This window comes from Dokdonia ponticola (assembly GCF_042653865.1).
In the GTDB taxonomy this organism is placed as follows: domain Bacteria; phylum Bacteroidota; class Bacteroidia; order Flavobacteriales; family Flavobacteriaceae; genus Dokdonia; species Dokdonia ponticola.
Window position 1 is genome coordinate 24,236 of record NZ_JBHSFV010000014.1, and the last position, 19,690, is coordinate 43,925.

General features: G+C 32.8%; 13 protein-coding genes. 5 read left to right on the plus strand and 8 right to left on the minus strand.

The genetic code is table 11. The annotated features are described in order from the left end of the window. Positions 1–10: 10 nt before the first annotated feature. The 4 genes from ACFO3O_RS19040 to ACFO3O_RS19055 all read right to left on the minus strand — a co-directional run bounded on the left by ACFO3O_RS19040 (position 11) and on the right by ACFO3O_RS19055 (position 6,506). Entirely contained in the window at positions 11–1,135 is a 1,125-nt protein-coding gene (locus ACFO3O_RS19040; RefSeq protein ID WP_379981802.1) for a helix-turn-helix domain-containing protein, read from the minus strand. A gap of 215 nt (positions 1,136–1,350) precedes the next feature. Continuing rightward, positions 1,351–2,205: a CPBP family intramembrane glutamic endopeptidase gene (locus ACFO3O_RS19045; RefSeq protein WP_379981804.1), complete on the minus strand. Its 855-nt coding sequence runs from the start codon at positions 2,203–2,205 to the stop codon at positions 1,351–1,353. Between the two features lie 105 nt (positions 2,206–2,310). Beyond that, positions 2,311–5,481: an ABC transporter permease/M1 family aminopeptidase gene (locus ACFO3O_RS19050; RefSeq protein WP_379981806.1), complete on the minus strand. Its 3,171-nt coding sequence runs from the start codon at positions 5,479–5,481 to the stop codon at positions 2,311–2,313. Between the two features lie 137 nt (positions 5,482–5,618). Beyond that, positions 5,619–6,506: an ABC transporter ATP-binding protein gene (locus ACFO3O_RS19055; protein WP_379981808.1), complete on the minus strand. Its 888-nt coding sequence runs from the start codon at positions 6,504–6,506 to the stop codon at positions 5,619–5,621. A gap of 208 nt (positions 6,507–6,714) precedes the next feature. Between ACFO3O_RS19055 and ACFO3O_RS19060 the strand changes: the two genes are divergently transcribed. Then, positions 6,715–7,506 carry a sensor histidine kinase gene (locus ACFO3O_RS19060; protein ID WP_379981810.1) on the plus strand — a complete coding sequence of 264 codons (792 nt, stop codon included), beginning with the start codon at positions 6,715–6,717 and terminating at the stop codon, positions 7,504–7,506. Continuing rightward, complete coding sequence (locus ACFO3O_RS19065) at positions 7,506–8,201, plus strand: LytR/AlgR family response regulator transcription factor (RefSeq protein ID WP_379981812.1); 696 nt, start codon at positions 7,506–7,508, stop codon at positions 8,199–8,201. The genes ACFO3O_RS19060 and ACFO3O_RS19065 overlap by 1 nt, the downstream gene beginning before the upstream one ends. Positions 8,202–8,370: 169 nt before the next feature. Here the strand turns inward: ACFO3O_RS19065 and ACFO3O_RS19070 are convergent, their stop codons facing one another. The 4 genes from ACFO3O_RS19070 to ACFO3O_RS19085 form a co-directional block, all read right to left on the minus strand. Continuing rightward, a complete protein-coding gene (locus ACFO3O_RS19070; protein WP_379981814.1) occupies positions 8,371–8,913 on the minus strand; it encodes a pyridoxamine 5'-phosphate oxidase family protein in 543 nt (180 codons plus the stop codon). Between the two features lie 54 nt (positions 8,914–8,967). Continuing rightward, positions 8,968–9,567, minus strand: coding sequence for a DUF6642 family protein (locus ACFO3O_RS19075; protein ID WP_379981816.1), 600 nt, complete (start codon positions 9,565–9,567; stop codon positions 8,968–8,970). Positions 9,568–10,065: 498 nt separating this feature from the next. Beyond that, positions 10,066–12,192 carry a T9SS type A sorting domain-containing protein gene (locus ACFO3O_RS19080; RefSeq protein ID WP_379981818.1) on the minus strand — a complete coding sequence of 709 codons (2,127 nt, stop codon included), beginning with the start codon at positions 12,190–12,192 and terminating at the stop codon, positions 10,066–10,068. A gap of 468 nt (positions 12,193–12,660) precedes the next feature. Beyond that, positions 12,661–13,878 (minus strand): hypothetical protein, encoded by a 1,218-nt coding sequence (locus ACFO3O_RS19085; RefSeq protein WP_379981820.1) that lies wholly within the window; start codon positions 13,876–13,878, stop codon positions 12,661–12,663. A 233-nt stretch (positions 13,879–14,111) separates the two neighbouring features. On the opposite strand from ACFO3O_RS19085, the gene ACFO3O_RS19090 reads away from it, so the two are divergent. The 3 genes from ACFO3O_RS19090 to ACFO3O_RS19100 all read left to right on the plus strand — a co-directional run bounded on the left by ACFO3O_RS19090 (position 14,112) and on the right by ACFO3O_RS19100 (position 19,690). Continuing rightward, positions 14,112–16,514, plus strand: a complete 2,403-nt coding sequence (locus ACFO3O_RS19090) for a TonB-dependent receptor (RefSeq protein ID WP_379981822.1) — start codon at positions 14,112–14,114, stop codon at positions 16,512–16,514. A gap of 183 nt (positions 16,515–16,697) precedes the next feature. Beyond that, entirely contained in the window at positions 16,698–17,621 is a 924-nt protein-coding gene (locus ACFO3O_RS19095) for a zinc-dependent alcohol dehydrogenase family protein (protein WP_379981824.1), read from the plus strand. An 8-nt stretch (positions 17,622–17,629) separates the two neighbouring features. Then, a complete protein-coding gene (locus tag ACFO3O_RS19100; RefSeq protein WP_379981826.1) occupies positions 17,630–19,690 on the plus strand; it encodes a hydantoinase/oxoprolinase family protein in 2,061 nt (686 codons plus the stop codon).

Consider the following 19,690-nt stretch of genomic DNA (forward strand, 5'->3'; position numbering starts at 1 on the left):
AATTATGCGTCTATTTTTGGGATTTTATGTATTCATGTGGTGATCGTCCCGTCTCTTTTTTAAATAACCTATAGAAACTTGCTTTAGATTTAAAACCACAGTCATAAGCAATACCTTCTATGGTAAGGTCTTTAAATTCTAATGATTGAATTTTCTTTTTGAATTCTTCAATTCTATAGTTATTGATATAGGCGTAAAATGAAGTGTTTAAGTACTGATTGAGTAAAGCCGATAATTTTTTATCTGTAGTTGCGATACTAGTAGCTAATTTAGTGAGCGTAAGTTCTTGGTCTAAATATGGTTTTTGAACATCCATTGCAGTAAGCAATTTAGATTGCAATGCTTCAAATTCAGTTCTTTGTTTTTCGTCAATATTTTTATTTGGGGGAATTTCATTTTCACCATTTACTAAAAAATAAGGCACTAAAACTTTTGATTGATGAACACCAAAATAAGCACCAATAATAATACAAAGCGCTACTAGACTCATAACAATATTTTGGGATCTAATTGGAAAAGCACCAAATAGCAATTGGCTTGAAACTATTAAAAGATCTACAGCCATAATTATGGTTACAGAAAGTAACAAATAGCGAACCCAAATAAAGTTATTTTCTTCAACATTAGAATAGCTACAATTTAAAATGTTTCTATATTTTCTAAACTGAATAAAACCTTGATATAGAAATAGTAACAGTACAACATCTAAACTACATCTTATATACTGACTATAGTTTTCTAAAAAGTAAATATGGTTGGTGAAAGAACCATTAAATAATCTTGAAATAGCATATGGAACACTAATTAAAAAAGTAAAAAGGATATACGGCACTAGTAAAAGGTTATTCTTTTTTAGCACCTTTTTATCGTCCAAAAATAATGATTGAATATAGGCTATTAATAAAGGTCCGATAAGAAGTTTTGCACCATAAACGAATGCAAAACTAGTATACTTTAACCAAACTATTTCATGGATATAAGCATAGGACTCAAGTAATACTACTATTATAATTCCAAAAAATCCAATCAATATTTTTTTTGACAGATTTAAATCTTTTGATTTAAACAATACATACATGTAAATGCTCGAAAAAAGCATTCCAACTATAAAGAGAAAATCATACACTAAATTCATTGTATTTTTTTGTTAAATATAGGGAGTAAATATTTTTAATGCGCCCATAGTTTTAATACCATTCCACACCGTCACGCAGCATAGTATAGTACATTTTATAACAATACGTGTAGTAGCGCCTTTTCGCGCTATTTGACATCATTGCAGATATAAGGTCGCAGATTTATATCGTTTTGTGTGTTTCTTTGTTATAAGATTTCACGAAAGTGATTTGCTTATAATTTTTCTTTTATTGCTTTTCTCCAAAAGTAAAGCCCAAAAATAAATGTGACTATGGCAAACATAATTCCGTTTTCACCAAGCCAGTGTTCACTTCCTTCAACTTTTATGGTTAGAGATGGCATTATTTTTTGAATGTACACATTACTAACTGCATGAAAAATTACTGCTGGCCATAAACTTTTAGATGTAAATGTGTAATACGTCATAATAAAGGATATAGAAACAATTACGATAGTGAACATCGTAAATTCTAAGAGGACATTGTTACTATAGTAAACTAGTAATGGCCAATGCCAAAAAGACCAAATTAATCCACTAAAAATGGCTACTCCAGTAAATGACAGAACCTTTCTTAATTCATGGACAAAAAAGCCTCGCCATCCAATTTCTTCTCCTAAGGTGGTTGCAGCGGCTCTAATAACTGCTATAGTTGCTAACAATAGAATAGCTATGATCGTTATTGAGGTTGGATGTAAAGTGCCTATGCCAAATAAGCCAAGTTCTTTTCCCCATGCTGTAATGGCTTCGCTATTAGCTACATTTCCGAATCCGAAAATCCAAATAAGTACATAAGTGATGATACCATATAAGGCAGGAACCACATAAGACCATCGAATATAGTTCCAATTTCCCCAATTCCAATGTAGCGATGAAATCTTACGTCTTTTAATTTTTAAGGTAATAAATGCAGCTATTGCAGGACACCACATAATAGCGCCAACATAAATTCTTGATGGATATAAATTGACTATGGCATAATGAAATGGTGACGTAAGCGCAATTACGAGTCCGATAAATATGAAAATTGTTGCCCAGGTTTGTTTTTTACTTTCTATTGATTGTCTCATAATTGGTTATTTTATTTAAGGACGAGATGGTTTAACACTTGTTACATGATTACTATTATGGTTTAAAAAAGTAGCTGTTAACCCCATTTATTTATCCCATTGTCTTTATTTAACAGAGTAAGTGTCGGCCAATGGTTTAACTTTTTTAAAAAGATCACCTATTAGATACTGAAATGAATCTGGTGTAACCTCTCTAAAATACCCTAATAAGTCTTGAGTGGTTGCATAGCGATTGGCACGTATTTTAAGCCTACCATTGGAGGTATTCCAATCTTCTAGAAAACGTTTTAATGCTTTGTTTACCTGCTCCTCTCCTATTTCTTTTTGAAATTGATACATATTGATGGCACCTTTGGCATAATAGACATATTCTTGGTTTTCTACAAAAGCTAACGAGGGCTCTTTTGATGCTTCTTTGTCTTTTCCTTCTTTGTAAATATCGCTTTGATTCTCTAAAAATTGAAGTACCTTTTCTTCAGAATAGTGTTGTTTCAAAACCATCATTGCTGCATATTGGGATAAGGTTTCTAAAATAAAATTCCTTCCTTTTACATTTGCAGCTTCTACCTGCATACCAAACCACTGGTGCGCTATTTCATGAGCCGTGACATAAAATGCCATATCTACATCTTTCTCATCATCTATATCCAACATAAACCCTATAGATTCTGAAAATGGAATGGTTCCTGGGAATGATTGTGCAAATTGAGCATACCTTGGAAATTCCATAATACGAAGTTGTTTGTATTGGTAAGGGCTAAAGTTATTGCTGTAATAATCTAGTGATGCTTTCATAGAAGCCATCATTCTATCGATGTTATAATCATGCGCTTTATGATAGTAAATTTCAAGATCAACAGGTGTTGAAATAGCATCTTGACTTGCCATCCATGTATCTTTTTTTAGTTCATAGGCAGCTGACACTATAGCGTAAAAATTGATTATTGGTTTTTTCGTTTTATAATGAAAATAGTTACGATTGTTTTCTGACCATTTTCTTAATAAATTGCCAGGAACCAACGCTGTTTGTTCTTTGGAGGTACCAATAATCATTTCAAAATTAATTCCATCAGAATCACTACCTGATCTCGCATTTACGAGTTCATTAACATCTTCCCTATCAGCTTTGTTAAAACGAACAGGCAAACCATACTCTTTACGTGTATCTGCCTCATTGAGTTCATATTTTTTATTATATCCAATGGTTGGAAAATCTGAATTATTAAAAAAGGTTCCGTTGTTATTTATAGTTACATTAGAGTTTCCAGATTCAAACCCTTTTGTAGTAAAACTTTGTTTGAAATACATTTTTACCGAGTCTCCAGGTTTTAAAGCTGTATTTAGGTTAAAAATTGAATAATCAAACGTCTTATACTGATTGTCAACTGTAAATTCGTCTTCAAAAGAAATACTATCTAAGGTGACATTCTCTTCAAGAAGTTTTTGAATATGAATGGCTGTGATGTCTACCGTATTTGTGTTTTTCAATGTATAATAGCCTTCTACGGTGTAATCTCGTTTTGCAGGATAGAGTTCTAATTGTAGGGTTACATTTACCAATTTAGGTTGTGGTATATATTCAAATGGCTTGAGTTCTTTTTCATAAGCGACTCTAAATTCAGTTGCTTCAGAATTCGTCCAATACCTGTTTAAAATATTGGTATTGTAAAAGACCACACTTCCAATAATTAAAAATGCTAACAAAACGATGCTCGCAAGTTTAAAAAGTGGTTTACTTAATCTGTATTTGCTAGCTTTTATGCGCTTTATCAAGTTTGTTTCAGCACCTCTAACATGAACTAAAGATCCTATAATCAGCAATAGCATGCCGAAGAGCAACCAGTATGATTTAATTATTAAATAAGGTTTTAAAAAGTGACCATAACCGTTCATATCTGAATACGTACCTAAAGCACTACCTCCAAAAAAATACAAATCGTGATCAAATCCGAATACCCCTAATGCCACATTGGCCATGAAAAATACAATGACCAACATAATGCCTACAAACTTATGGTTAACAAAGGATTGAATAAAAAATGAAATACAGCTGTATAATGCCAAAAACGGTAAAATTTCAAGAAAGAAGCCATAAAAATAGATTTTAAATTCATACGTATAGTAGCCATTTAATGTTTGAAAAATAATTCCTGAACAGATTAAAGCGAGCATCAAAATAATATAGATCATATTTAATCCTATGTATTTACCTGCTAATTGTATAAAGCTAGACAATGGTGTGGCATCATAAATTAGGTCTAGCTTAGCATGTCTTTCTTTCCAAACCAATTCTCCAGAATAAAACACCAAAATGATGATGAAGAAATAAATGGAGGTTTCTTGAAGTTCTTCAACAATAAAATACGTTGCTGGATAGCTATCAACACCATATACAGTTCCAAGATTTACGGAATTGATAAGGATAATGATCATACCACAAATAACAATGCTCCAAAAGGAGGCTTGCTTGCAAATACTCACGAAATAAAACCAAGTAAATTGTTGCAACTGTGTCCATTTTGATAGGAAACCATAGTTCTTTTTTACATTAGGAATCACTATGTCACTAATATCACAAAAGCTTTTACTGTCTAATGCTTCAGGTTCCTTTCTCTTAGCTTTCTTTTCTTTAACCACATTAAAATTGAATTTTTTATAACCATATAGTAGCGCTAGAATTCCCAAAGAAACCCAAAACAGTTTGTTATAGAGCAATACCTCAATAAAAGGAAGCCCTTGTGTACTCTTTTGTATAGCAGACCATGATTTTGTAGCAAAAGTGGTAGTGGTCAACGAAAAGGGATCTAAAATGGCTTGCCAAAATTCATTTGTAATGGCTTTGGTAAGCATAAATACAACAAACAAAATAATTCCTTGCGTATATACTACTACAAGATTTCTGGTTAAAGCACCCGTAACAAAAAATAATGAAGCTCCAAAAAATAAAGTTGGCAACGTTACCATTAAAAATGTCTTTATATAAACAAATCCATTAAACGCTAATAAGTCTTCTGGGTTATGCCAAGGCATAAATTCACCTAACACCATACCCAATAAAATACCTGTAAACGCAAAAAACAAAACTGTAAATGATCCTAAAAATCGACCTAATAAATAGTCTTTTTTATGGATTGGTGTAGAAAACATGAGGGATTCTATGTTATATTCAAAATCTCTTAAGACAGAAACGCCCATAATCATTGAGGCTAAAATCATGAATATCCCAGTAATAGCTCCCATTGTTTTTGCGATAACTATTGGTGAGTTCTTTTTCATGAGTCCCATATCTGAACCTTGAAAAATAAAATCAACCCCAACTATAGAAAACAGAAATAGAAATAGAAAGAATACGTACGTGTCTGGTCGTTTCATGCGATATTGCAATTCGAACTTAAAAATTTGATACCACATAACTAGTTATATTTAATGTTTGTATTAGTGAAAATTTCAGAGAAATACACATCCTCTAATTCGGCATTAATAAGCGAAAAGCCATCTCCTGGATTCACATCACTTAAAATGTGAATGGTTGGTTTTCCAAGAAACAATCTTTCACTGATGACTTGAAAATGTTGTTTATAAAGTTTTAATTCTGCTTTTTCTATTGTTTTTTTATAGACGCTCCCTTTTAGATTTTCTAGTATTTGCAGCGGTTGCCCTTTTAGACACACTTGCCCTTGATTGATAATTGCCATGTTTGTACACAGCTCTTTAACATCATCCACTATATGTGTAGATAAAATAACTACGGTATGCTCACCTAATTCACTTAGCACATTGTAAAATCGGTTCCGTTCTACAGGATCTAATCCAGCTGTAGGCTCATCTACAATCAATAACTTCGGGTTATTCAGTAAGGCTTGTGCAATACCGAAACGCTGCTTCATTCCTCCAGAATAGCCTTTAAGGTGTTGTTTTCGTACGTCGTACAAATTTGTTTTATGCAAAAGAGCTTCTACCAATTCTTTGCGCTCACTTTTGTTTGTAATTCCTTTTAATACGGCAAAATGATTGAGTAGTACTTCGGCAGATATTTTAGGATACAAGCCAAATTGTTGTGGTAAGTATCCTAAAACTTGTCTTAGCTCATTTTTTTGTTTTAACACATCGATTTCTCCAAGAACAATAGATCCAGAATCGGCTTCTTGTAATGTAGCAATGGTCCTCATTAAAGTAGATTTTCCTGCTCCATTTGGTCCCAATAGCCCAAACATACCTGTTGGAATTTCTAAAGAAATATTTTGAAGCGCTTTTACTCCATTTGAATACGTTTTTGATAGATTGTCAATAATGAGTTCCATACTGTTCGTTTTTTAATTGATGGATGTAAACGTATGTGGTATTCCTAAAGCGAAAAAGTAAATGTGATGCATCGCGTGTTAGGTGGGATACAAAAATGCTTAAGAGGCACAAACGGACTTTATCATTGCCAAATAGATGTTTAGCCCTTTGGGATTATTGTTTATCAACTAATTTGTTGTAGGGTATTTATTTAATTAATATTGACTTATGAAGTGGAAAATATCAAATAGAAAAAAGAAAATTATAAACCGAGTTTACAAAATAATACTTGTAATTACGGGTTTCATTATTATTGTATTTAATGATGTTTTAGGCAAAATAGAAGGATTTGTAGAGTTTATTGCATTATACTTTATAGTAGTATTTATTACTATTGCTTATTGGATTTTTAAACAAATTAAATCAATACTTAGACTAAGGAACGAAAAAGAAAAAACAGAATTACTGCATTTAAAAAGTCAGGTAAACCCACATTTTTTCTTCAATACTCTGAACAACTTATATGGAATGATGGAGAAGAACTCCAAAGAGCGACAAATGGTTCTTAAACTTTCTGACATGATGCGCTATAGTATTTATGAAGGCGAAAAAGATTGGGTAACCCTTAAAAACGAATTGGATTATTTGAAAAACTATATAGAGCTTCAAGAAATTCGCTATCATAAAAAGTCGGATGTCCAATTTAATCACAACATCGAAAATCCTCATGCTAGAGTTATGCCTTTGTTATTTATCATTCTATTAGAAAACGCATTTAAACATGGTTTAGAAAATTTAGAGAAAAACGCATACATTCATGTTGATTTAACCGAAAAAGAAAATGAAGTTCAATTTGTAATTGAAAATAATTTTGAATTACAACAAATAGCTAATCAAGCAGGAATTGGTTTAAAAAACTTAAAAAGGAGATTGGCATTGGTATATCCAAAGAAACATTCGCTTTCTTTTGATGTAAATAACAATGTTTATAAAGTTACACTATCTTTAAACATACAATAATGACATATTTAATTATAGATGATGAACATATAGCCCATAAAATTATTATGGAATATTGTGAAATGCTTCCTCATATGCAATTACAAAAAAATTGCTATAGTGCTTTAGAAGCTTTGGAATATTTGAACTCTCATCAAGTTGACTTAATCTTTTTAGATTTAAATATGCCAAAACTGAAAGGGTTTGATTTTTTAAAAACACTATCATTTCCTCCTAAAGTAATCGTAACAACGGCTTACAGTGAATTCGCAATCGACGGTTACGAATTAAATATTATAGATTATTTATTAAAACCTTTTGGTTTTGAACGCTTTTTAAAAGCCGTAAACAAAGTTGTCGATTCGAATACCATTCCAAAAAAATCAATTTCTGAGGTAAGTGAAACTTCTACAAAACGAATTTTTCTTCGTCAGAATAAATCATACATTCAGATAGAACTAGATGCAATTTTATATACAGAAGCATCTGGGAATTATACAAAAATCATTTCTAAAGCTGAAACAATTACGATTAGAGAAAAAATATCAGATATTTTAGAATCACTTCCAAAAAATGATTTTATCCAAGTACATAAATCGTTTGCAATTGCTATAAAACATATTAAAAAAATTGATGGAAATAGAATATATATTCAAGACCATACCATTCCCATTGGCAAATTATATAAAGCTAACCTTATTAAGATTTTGAATTAGAAACTTTCCTTAGGAATTATTATATACCATTCCACAGACATTACGCTTCCCTCCTATCTAAGCTACGCTAAAGCTTCTGTTGACATGTCGTCGTTGCATAAAAATTTCATTATAGTTTTATACGGAACTTTTAAAAAGTAAAGATTAAAGAAGATTTGAGTAAACACCATCAAGGCACTAAAAACGTACTCGTCCAATCCTTATCATCTCTAGAAAATAAGACTCTTAAATGATTAGGACGCTTTAATTGTAAATATTCAATGGAGTGAGGAATAATTTTAACTGTGCAAAAATGATGATCTTCGTTAGTATACGTTACAGCATCAGGGTTTTTGATGGGAGTACCTGGTGCTATGTGAGTGGTGTAATCTTTTTTAGAAGCTTCTTGTACCGTATGCCAGTAGGTTGCGATTTGTTCTTGGTCTGTTATTAACTCGGCTGTTCCACGTACACGTATTTGTAGTAGTTTTTTAGGATGGTAAAATATAGCACTACAAGATGCATTAGCTTGAAGGTCTTCTATTTTTTGAGTTCTTTTATCCGTAAAAAACACGAGACTTAGGTCTATCAAGGTTTTGCGTAACACCACCGTGCGCTGTTGGGGTTCACCATTTTTAATAGTAGCGAGCGTAAAATAACGAAACGGGTGTCGCTTTTTAACGTGTCCGTTTATAAGTTCTCGTTTGACTTCTTCTAAGATTTGATTTTTCAATAATATTTATTTAGTTGTTTTGAAAGCGGCTTACCTGAAGTCTAGCACTTTACATTAATAATACAATCTAAAATCCAATAATTTACACATCTGATAATAGCGTTGATGTAATTCTTCTACCACAGCAAACATATCGTCATCGTCGTTAAATAATTTAAAGAATATCTTATCTAGAGGCGTGCTACTTACACCATTGATGGCATTACCATACCCAGAAACGGCTTTAGCTCCCGTTATGTCCAAGAAGTATTGCGCTTCTTCTTCCTCTAAGTCTACGACTTTGGCATTTGAGAAATGTAATATCTTTCCGTTGAGTTGTCCTTCAAAAATTTCGGCTATTTCTTGTAAACTATAGTAATACTCATTGATACAAATACTATTCCCCTCGCCTGTCATGACCAAGTAGATAATTTCATAATTTTTAAAATGATGATCTTCTAAAATCAATGTGTTCAAACTTTCCTCTAAACCTTCAATAGTGTCGCAGGTTTTATAAATACTAGCTACTCCAAATTGTAGGGCGAGTTGTGCTAGATGTTCTTGTATTTCAGTCACTTGGTTTGTTTCCACATCGTCTACTGCTTCTAAACAATAAATGAATTTCTCTGATTCTGTGGTTTGTTCTTGAGGGAATTGAGGGATTTGTTCTAACAAATTGTAAAAAATTATGTAAAGTATGTTCCACACAAAATTAACGCAACTCTTTTATTCTTTTAGGTATTTTTAAATAAAATTATAATTTGCAGACACATATCCCATTATGCTCTTATTCTTTCAATTGCGTTCATGTCAGGCTAACTTCTGATAAAAACATATACTAGACTTGCGCTCTTATGTTTAAGAAATAAGTGTTCGTAAGCCCTGAGGGGTTTCATTACAGTTTTAAAGAGAACGCTTTCGCGAAAGCAAAAAAAGAAAAGAAAAATTCGAGGTAGTACAATCAGCACTCCTCCTAGATCCTACTTCCAAAGGTCTCACTGACCTTTTGAATTCGTCTGTACCAAACCAAAGTTACCCTTCGTCAAGCTCAGGACTGGTGTTACGCAGCATAGTATACTACTTTTAAAAAATTAGTAGAATAGTAAAGTATTTCAACAAAAAAAGACTGCCTTTCAAGACAGTCTTTTATAGTTAAGTAAAAAAAACCTCTTGTTATTTTTTAATTATTTTATACACTTCATTTGATGTACCTGTAGTAACCCTAACAATATAGATTCCTTTTTTATAATTTCTCATATCAATACGTAAGCTTTCTGCTTCATTAAATAGTTCAGTATACATAAGACGACTATCAAAACGATATACCTGTATGGTACCTGTTTCCTGTTTGTTAAAACTAAAGTTTATGTAATCTATTGTGGGATTAGGATAGATATTTAGGACACTATTTTCTTCAATATCATTAGTTTGTATGCGGCAACCTTTTACTCTGAAAAATTGAAATGGTGCCGAATCCCAAACTGGACCTACGCTTAAACTTACTGCATATAATTTTGCAGGGTCAAATGTATGAGATGTCCAACCATTATTAGCTGAAGGAATGCTTATAAGGCTGTTCAGATTAATAGTACTTGGAGCCGTACCTGGTCCCACCCATCCATCGTAATAATCGGTTACAATTGTCCATGGTGATAAACTGAATTCTGAAATTCTGATATGATACCCTTCTTCGTTAGTACTGCAGCTCCCATCAATTTCGATTTTAGGTAAACAAAGTTCATTAACGGTTTTTGGTCCATAATCTGATTCTTCTGTATGTACTGAATCCACATTCTTTATCTCAAAACAGGCTTCTATTTCACGACAGTCTTTCACTCTGAAAAATTGAAATGGTGCCGAATCCCAAATAGGCCCCACGCTTAAACTTACTGCATATAATTTTGTAGGATCAAATGTATGAGATGTCCAACCGTTATTAGCTGAAGGAACGCTTATAAGATTGTTCAAATCAATAGTACTTGGAGCGGTCCCGGACGCCACCCACCCATTGTAATAATCGGTTACAATTGTCCATGGCGATAAGCTGAATTCTGAAATTCTGATGTGATATCCATCTTCACCAATACTGCAGCTCCCATCAATTTCAATTTTAGGTAAACAAAGTTCATTAACGGTTTTTGGTCCATAATCAGATTGCTCTGTATGTGCTGAATCCACATTCTTTATCTCAAAACAGGCTTCTATTTTACGACAGTCTTTCACTCTGAAAAACTGAAATGGCGCCGAATCCCAAATAGGCCCCACGCTTAAACTTACTGCATATAATTTTGTAGGGTCAAATGTATGAGATGTCCAACCGTTATTAGCTGAAGGAACGCTTATAAGATTGTTCAAATCAATAGTACTTGGAGCGGTTCCAGACGCCACCCATCCATTGTAATAATCGGTTACAATTGTCCATGGTGATAAACTGAATTCTGAAATTCTGATGTGATATCCATCTTCATTGGTACTACAGCTTCCATTAATTTCAATTTTAGGTAAACAAAGTTCATTAACGGTTTTTGGTCCATAATCTGATTGCTCTGTATGTGCTGAGTCTACATTATTGATCTCAAAACAGGCTTTTACTTTTGGGATTTTTATTAGTTTAACATCATCAATAAAAATTGGGTCTAGTACAGTCGCTTTACCTTTAATGCGTATTTCTAATTTATTATAGTTATTACTAATATCTCCTGCATCTAAATTAAAATTCCCTAGTTTTTGTCTCCAATCTGTAGATGGGGTATCTGGTGCATTATCACACGAATCATAATTAAACACAGCAGCTATATTAGTACTTGTATGCACAATTTTCTCTAAATCACAATCGTCATTATTTCTAAGGACAAATTCAAGTTGAAGAGGTGCATTATATTCACCATCATCATCATCATGAACATTAATTTCTCTAGATACATAACACGACACCTCATACGAATAGTCCTCAGACAATGGTTCTATTATCGTTGCTTTGATTGATTCTCCTGTAATTGGATCTGTTGATTTATTAAACATATGAGCATATCGTTCGTTTAATGAACCATTGTCGCGTGGATATAGTCCTTTTTCTACAAAACAACTCTGATTTCCATTTATGTCATACAAATCTGGAGAGCACCAATCTACATCCAAAAACTGTTGACGACAACCCATAGTCCATCCTGTTGCATGATGTAATTGATTATAAGACCAAGATACTGGACCACTTTCAAATCCTGGATTCTCAATTAAGTTCGTTTGTCCTACTAGTAAATAATTACATAATAAGACCAAAAGTAAAATACAATTTTTCATATCTAGTTAATTTTAATTTTTCTTACTCTATTAAATAGGTTTTTCAGATATCACCTTTATATGGTTATATCAATACGTAATTTGATTTGTTACCCTATTTTATAAAATTCTGGATATGAATAGGTATGCACTTTTATAGTAGAAAGGAAGATTGTCTCATTGTTGCAATCAATTCGAGCAAATTGTATCCGTTACATTATTAAAGAAACATTGGGAAGAAAAGATTAAGAAGATTAGTATTGGTCAACTTGATTTCTCCATCTTGTGCCTACTTAAAAGGTCTATTAGACCTTTTAAGTAGGCAGTGGCAAAAGCTCTGGACTGGCACCAAGCACCACATTATAGTACATTTTACAACAATTAGTGAAATAGCGTATTTGGGTGATTTTTGAGATCATTCTGTTATAATGCCTTTAGGTCTATACCTAAGAATGATGTGCAAGCAGATTGTGGCTTGATTAGCATACATTAGTTTTCTAAATATTCTGTGATTTTGGCATTTATTACATCATCTAGATCAGCCTTGTTCAGATAAAATTCTTTATTTGTATCAATAAATGTTTTTAGCTTTTTGTTCTGTTTCCAAAGCAGTACTTTTCCATTGAGTACGTTTGCGCCTGTATATACAAGCATTTGCCCTAAAAATAGATCACGTTCTAAAGGTTGTACTTGCAATGAAAACTGAGAATATGAAGGCGTTTTTTCGCTAAACTCTGATATAAGATAATTTTCAGTTCTACTAATCCTTCCAATACCTTTAAAATTAATGTTATTCACCTTAAACTTTAATTCTCCGAGGTTATTTACAATATTAAAAGAAATGGGAATTAGATAGTTGTTTCTATCTAAATAAAAGCCAAGATAATCTCCTATTAAAAAATTAATAATCTCAAGTCTGTTTAAAGATACAGTAAGGTCTGAATCTTTTCGAGGTAGAATATTATCAATCTCCATACGCTGAGAATATAAATAATGATGAAATATAGGATTAATCTCTTTTGATTTTACTTTTGCATCCTGGTCTTCCCTATCTTCTGCCTGCTCAAAAATTAATTTCCCTATCACAGGGCTATTACTTCGGTTAAATCCACAATAAGCACCTAATAATACAGGTTTTGACTGCATATTATTCCCATAAAATAAATTGATAAAACATTCTTTATTTAAACTTGAATTTTCTTTACTAAAATAAAAGGACAGCGCGCTTTCCCCTGTGGGCACGCATTTTCCAAAATAAGTATAATATGTAGGTATAGTATCATTCTCCCAGTATAAAATTTCCCAAGAAGCAGTTTTCATTTTGTTAATGGTAAGCTTAGACTTTATATAATACTGTCTATCCTCTACATAATACCCCACATAGTATAAAGCATCAATATTGGTAGAGGTTTCATCAAAATTACTCCCTTCTTCTTCTCTAATTTGCGAACTTATATAAGGGGATTTGTTTATATATTGTGTGTAATTCTCATAGCCTGCTGATAGTATTAAGAGCGATAGATAATCTCTTCGTAATCTTACATATTTACTGTTGCCCTTATCAATTTCCCTAATTTTATTATAGATGTATTTTCCATTGATTAACTGATTGGTAATTTCCATGATATAGTTTTTTAAACTAGGACAATGCTCATCATAATCCCCAAAGCCATATAATTGGAATACGGTTAACGTTTTTATTTCCAAACTATAATGTTTAGAGAACACACTTAAAAGCTCCTTATGGAGCGCTAAAAAAAGACCGTTTGATACTTTAATTCCTCTAGAGTTCATTATTTAACTACATTTAGATGTATATAAAAATAAGCTTATTCCATTTAAATTCCTATAATAAATTAATAATATCAAATAAACAGGAATAATGGAATTAATATAATTTAGTTTGTAAAATTGCTTATCTAATGGAAAATTAATTCAAAATGAAAAAGCTACTTTTAAGTCTTTTATGCCTCACAACATTCTTTTTATCTGCGCAAACTACTAAGGATATTGGAGGTACAATCTATGATGACACAGGGATCCCTTTGCCTGGAGCAACAATTATTGAAAAAGGGAATTCTACCAACGGTGTAACCTCAGATTTTAATGGAGAATTTATCATTACTGTAAATGAGGAGACTAAAGAATTGCAAATCTCTTACATAGGTTTCGAAACTCAAAACGTCGAAATTACAAGTGACAATCTTAGTATCAGTTTAAAAGCGGAAGCTAACCAATTAGAAAATGTTACTATTCAGGGATTTTCTTCTGTTGCCAGTAGAGCTAGAAATAGAACTCAAGCTATACAAAGTCTACCCGAAACTACTGTAGCTGTGAATGCAGCTACTATTGAAGCTAGTGGTATTGATAATATACAGTCTTTTACTGCTCAAATATCAAATGTAACATTTACAGAAGCACAGCAGCCAGGCGTTAATTTTCTAACGGTTCGTGGAATTTCTCAAATTAGAAATGCAGAATCTCCCGTTGCTGTCGTTATTGATGGTATGACACTACCAGATGCTAGTGCCATGAATATGTCTTTATATGATATTGAATTGTTAGAATTTGTTAAAGGTCCACAAGGTACTCTTTATGGTAAGAATGCAATTGCAGGTGCTGTTAATATTATTACCAAAGACCCAACTAACAAAAACAAAACGAAAGTGATGTTAAACACAGGTAATGGTGGCCTATTTGGCGCAGGAATCTCTTCTTCAGGTGCCTTAGTTAAGAGCAAACTCTTTTATAGCGTAAACGGTAGGTATAGTACATTTGATGGTTTAATAAACAATACATTTTTAGATCAGACTGTAGATTTTTCAGACGAATTTAATATCCGAGCCAAATTAAAATATAGATTTAATCCAAGATGGTCCGCAACATTTGTACAAGATAACTTCAAAGTGGAAGCGGGTGGTAACTATTATGTTACTAAAACGGATATTTTTGACCCTAACATTCCAGTACTTGCGGATGATGACTATTCTAGTGAGCCTTTTGGTGATATATTAGGAGATTCAGAATTATCTAATTCACTGAGTAGTCTTAAGATTGAAGGATCTCTTAAAAAAGCAAAGTTCCAATCTGTGACCTCTTTTAATGCGACAAGAAGGTATTATATTGGGGAAAATGATTACTCACAGTATGCCTTTAGTAAGGTTTCTCAGCAATCTGATTCTGATACTTTTAGTCAGGAATTCAGGTTAACGTCAAATGCAAACGAAGATTCTAAATTTAATTATACTGTTGGTACATTGTTCCAAAATAGTAAGCGCTATCTAAATACATCTACATTTTTAAATAATACCTATTACGAAGGAGGATTTATAGATGCATCTGCAGAAAATGCAGACTACAGCACTGTACCATTAGTAGGTAATGATGATGACAATACCATACAAACGTTAGCTGGTTTTGGTTTTGTAGACTATAAGTTGACATCGAGGTTTACAATTTCGGCCGGTGTACGTGTCGATTACGATAAACTTACTAATGAATCTCGAATTTCAGACACGAGTATTGAAAATGATATTACAGTATGGCAGCCTAAGTTTTCATTGGCTTATCAATTTTCGAAGAACGTACTAGCCTACGCTAATTATGGCCGTGGTTATAGAAGTGGAGGATTTAATTCTAATGCAACGGTGAAGTTTGGAAGAACTTACGAACCAGAATTTACCAATAACTACGAAATTGGTCTAAAGACGAGTTTCTTAAATAATAGAATTATTTTCAATAATGCCTTTTACCGTATTGATTTTGAAAATCAACAACAATACACCTTTATTCCAGTGACACCAGCAGTATTGGGAATCTACAATTTTGAAGAATCTGAAATTGTGGGTTTCGAATCCGAAGTGAAATTTAAAGCCACTAATAATATTGACTTCTTCGCCAGCATAGGCTTCAATGATGGTGAGATAAAAAAAGGAACTTATAATAGATTAACCAATGCAGCTGCTTTTGACTATGAAACAAACGAAGTTGTAGATGTTAGTGGCAACACCTCGCCTTTTACCATTGAAAGTACGTTACAGATTGGTGCTAATGCTAATTTTAAATTAACCGAACGCTCTACTATTGGATTAAATCTTAATGTAGATAACAGAGGAACACAATATTGGGATTCATTAGAGGAATATAAGCAAGACCCTTATACATTAGTAAACGCAAGAATTAATCTAAAGTTGAATAAAATTAAAGTAACCGTTTGGGCAAACAATATATTTGACACTCAATTTAATACCGAGTTTTTCCCGACAGCAGAGTTTGGCTTTAGTAATTTAAGATTTCCTAACACACCAACTACAGTAGGTATCGACTTATCATATAACTTCTAAACACCTTTAAACAGTTTTTGGTTAAAGCTTTCCTTTTTTTAATGAAAATTAATTAAAGCTACTCCCCTTGTGCCATATTCGAATCATCAAAAAATTAATAATTAGAAAATGAAAGTCAATTGCAACGTAATAAGATTCCACAAATGCGGAGCGTTAGAAGTATTAATTATAGAAAATGTTACCATGGAAGATCCAATCGGTGATGAAGTCTTATTCAAAGTAGATGCCTTTGCACTCAACAGAGCTGATGTTCTTCACTATCAAGGATTCCATACAACATTACCAACATTTCCTGCACGTATTGGCTCAGAGGCAACAGGTGAAGTTGTAAAAGTAGGTGACAAAGTAACGGATTTTAAAGTTGGGGACAGGGTAACTTCTATACCGTTTAATACCGCCAAATATGGGGTGCAAGGAGAGTATGCGATTGTACCACAAGATTATTTATCTAAAGTACCTAAAAATGTAAGCGTTGAAGAAGCTTGTTCTATTTGGATGCAATATTCTACAGCTTATTTTGCCTTATTTCATATTGGTAGCGTAAAAAAAGACGATTATATTTTTATTCCAGCAATCTCTAGTTCAGCTGGGTATGGTTGTTTTGAATTAGCAAGAGATGCTGGAGCTACCATTATAGGTTCTACGAGAACAAGTGTCAAAAAAGAAAAACTCAAGCAACTAGGTATAGATCATTTAATTATTACAAAAGAAGAAAATGTTGAAAAAAGATTAATGGAACTAACAGAAGGGCAAGGTGTAAGCTTTGTATATGACCCAGTAGCGGGAGCTTTTTGTGAGGAATACTTAGAGGCCTTATCAAATGGAGCTGTAGTAATCATCTATGGATTATTAGACCCAAATCCAACACTATTCCCATTGGTACCGTTAATTAGAAAAAAAGCTATTATGGATGCCTATTCTCAATTCAACCATGTGGAGGATATTGATAAACTAAACGAATGCAAGGGGTACATTTTAGAAAGAATTGAGAAAGGCGCACTCAAACCAATAGTCAGCAAGGTTTTTGAATTTAAAGATTATAAAAAAGCTTATGAATATATGCTTTCCAACCAGCAGGTAGGAAAAATTGTCATTAAAATAAATTAGTAAGATATATGAGAGTCGCAACAGATATTGGAGGAACGTTTACGGATCTTGTTTTTTTTGATTACGATAAAAAAACCAAAGAAGTAAAAAAGGTAGAGATTTCTAAGTCTAGTACAACGCCCGGCGAATTTGAAAAAGGTATTCTAAATGCCATAGAAAAAATAGATTTAAATCTAAGCACTATTGATTTTTTCGCTCACGGAACCACTGTAGTTATTAATGCCATAACAGAACGTAAAGGATCTAAAACAGCATTGATTACGACTGAAGGATTTAGAGATGTTTTAGAAATAGCCCGAGGTACCAGGCCAGACTTGTATAATTTCAACTTTAAAAAAGAAGAACCCTTTGTTGAACGCTATTTACGACAAGAAGTAAAAGAACGTATTAATTATTTAGGAGAAGTCATCACGCCTTTAGATAAAACATCGGTTGACAAACATATTATCAAATTTATAAAAGAAGGAGTTGAGGCTATTGCTATTTGCTTTTTACATGGCTATAAAAACCCTATTCATGAAAAACAATTGGCAACATATATCCGCACTAAATATCCACAGTTCGAAGTTATAACATCACATGAAGTTACCAGAGAATGGAGAGAATATGAACGTACAAGTTCTACGGTATTATCAGCTTACGTAAAACCGATTGCGACAAAATATTTAAATAATTTAACACATCATCTGCAAAAATTAGGGTATAAAAATAATCTTTACATTATGCAGTCCAATGGTGGTATTACTACCGTTGAGGATGTGAAAGCAAATCCGATTACCTTAATTGAATCCGGCCCTGCAAGCGGTATGCTTGGAGGTGTTGTTTTAGGTAGAACCATTGGTAAAGAAAATTTATTGGTATTGGATATTGGGGGAACTACTGCAAAATGTTCCTTAATTGAAAACGGCATTCCGAAAATTGTAACTACTTATAATATTGAAAAAACTAAAACTCAGGCTGGATTCCCAATACTTACTCCTGTAATAGATATTGTAGAAATTGGAAACGGTGGCGGCAGTATTGCCTGGCTTGATGATGGCGGGAAAATGCGTGTAGGTCCTAAAAGTGCAGCAGCAAATCCTGGTCCCTCTTCTTATGGTAAAGGGGGCACTAATTTTACCACAACAGATGCCAATGTAGTCTGTAACAGAATTCATAAGGATTATTTTTTAGGTGGCGAATTAAAGCCAGATGTTAATAGTATAAAAAATGCCGCCCAACCCCTTTGTGAAGAGCTAGACATGACAATGGTAGAAGTAGCGCGAGGCGTGATTCGTGTAGCGAACTCCAATATGGTAAATGCATTAAAGAGTGTATCTGTAAACAAAGGCTACGATCCAAGAGACTTTTCTCTTGTTGTAATTGGTGGAGGCGGACCAATGCACGGTGCATATTTAGCAGAAGAACTTCAAATGCCAGAAATCATTGTACCCTTAAATGCTGGTGTATTTTCAGCCTTTGGAATGTTGATGTCAGATTTGAGAAGAGACTACATCCGTACAGATGTGATGAATTTGAATGAGGAAAAATTTTCAACATTAAACGATGTTTTCCAAGAAATGAAAAACGAAGCTGTAAAAGCTTATGAACGCGATGCATACCAAAAAGAAGATATTGAATTCGAGTATTATTTAGATCTAAGATATGTGGGACAGGAGCATTCAGTAAAATTAAGACTATCGAATTTAAACAATTTAAAAATTGATGAAATCGAAAAGAATTTTCATCAATTACATAAAAAAAGATATGCCTTTAGTCTTGTTGATACTAAAATTGAAATAGTTAATTATCACTTAGTAGCAGAGGTTATTGTAAATAAACCAGTTATTGGTAAAGTTGAAGCAAAAGGTTATACAGTTGATGATGCTTTAATTAGTATGGAAAATGTAGATTTTGATATTGCTGGTATTTACAAAAGTCGTTTTTTCGATAGAAATAAATTAGATCCGGGTATGAATATCGTGGGGCCAGCAATTATAGTTGAACAATCTACATCAACAGTTGTACCGCCAAACCATCAATTTAGAATTGATGACTACTCAAATATCATCATTAGTAAAATAAATTAG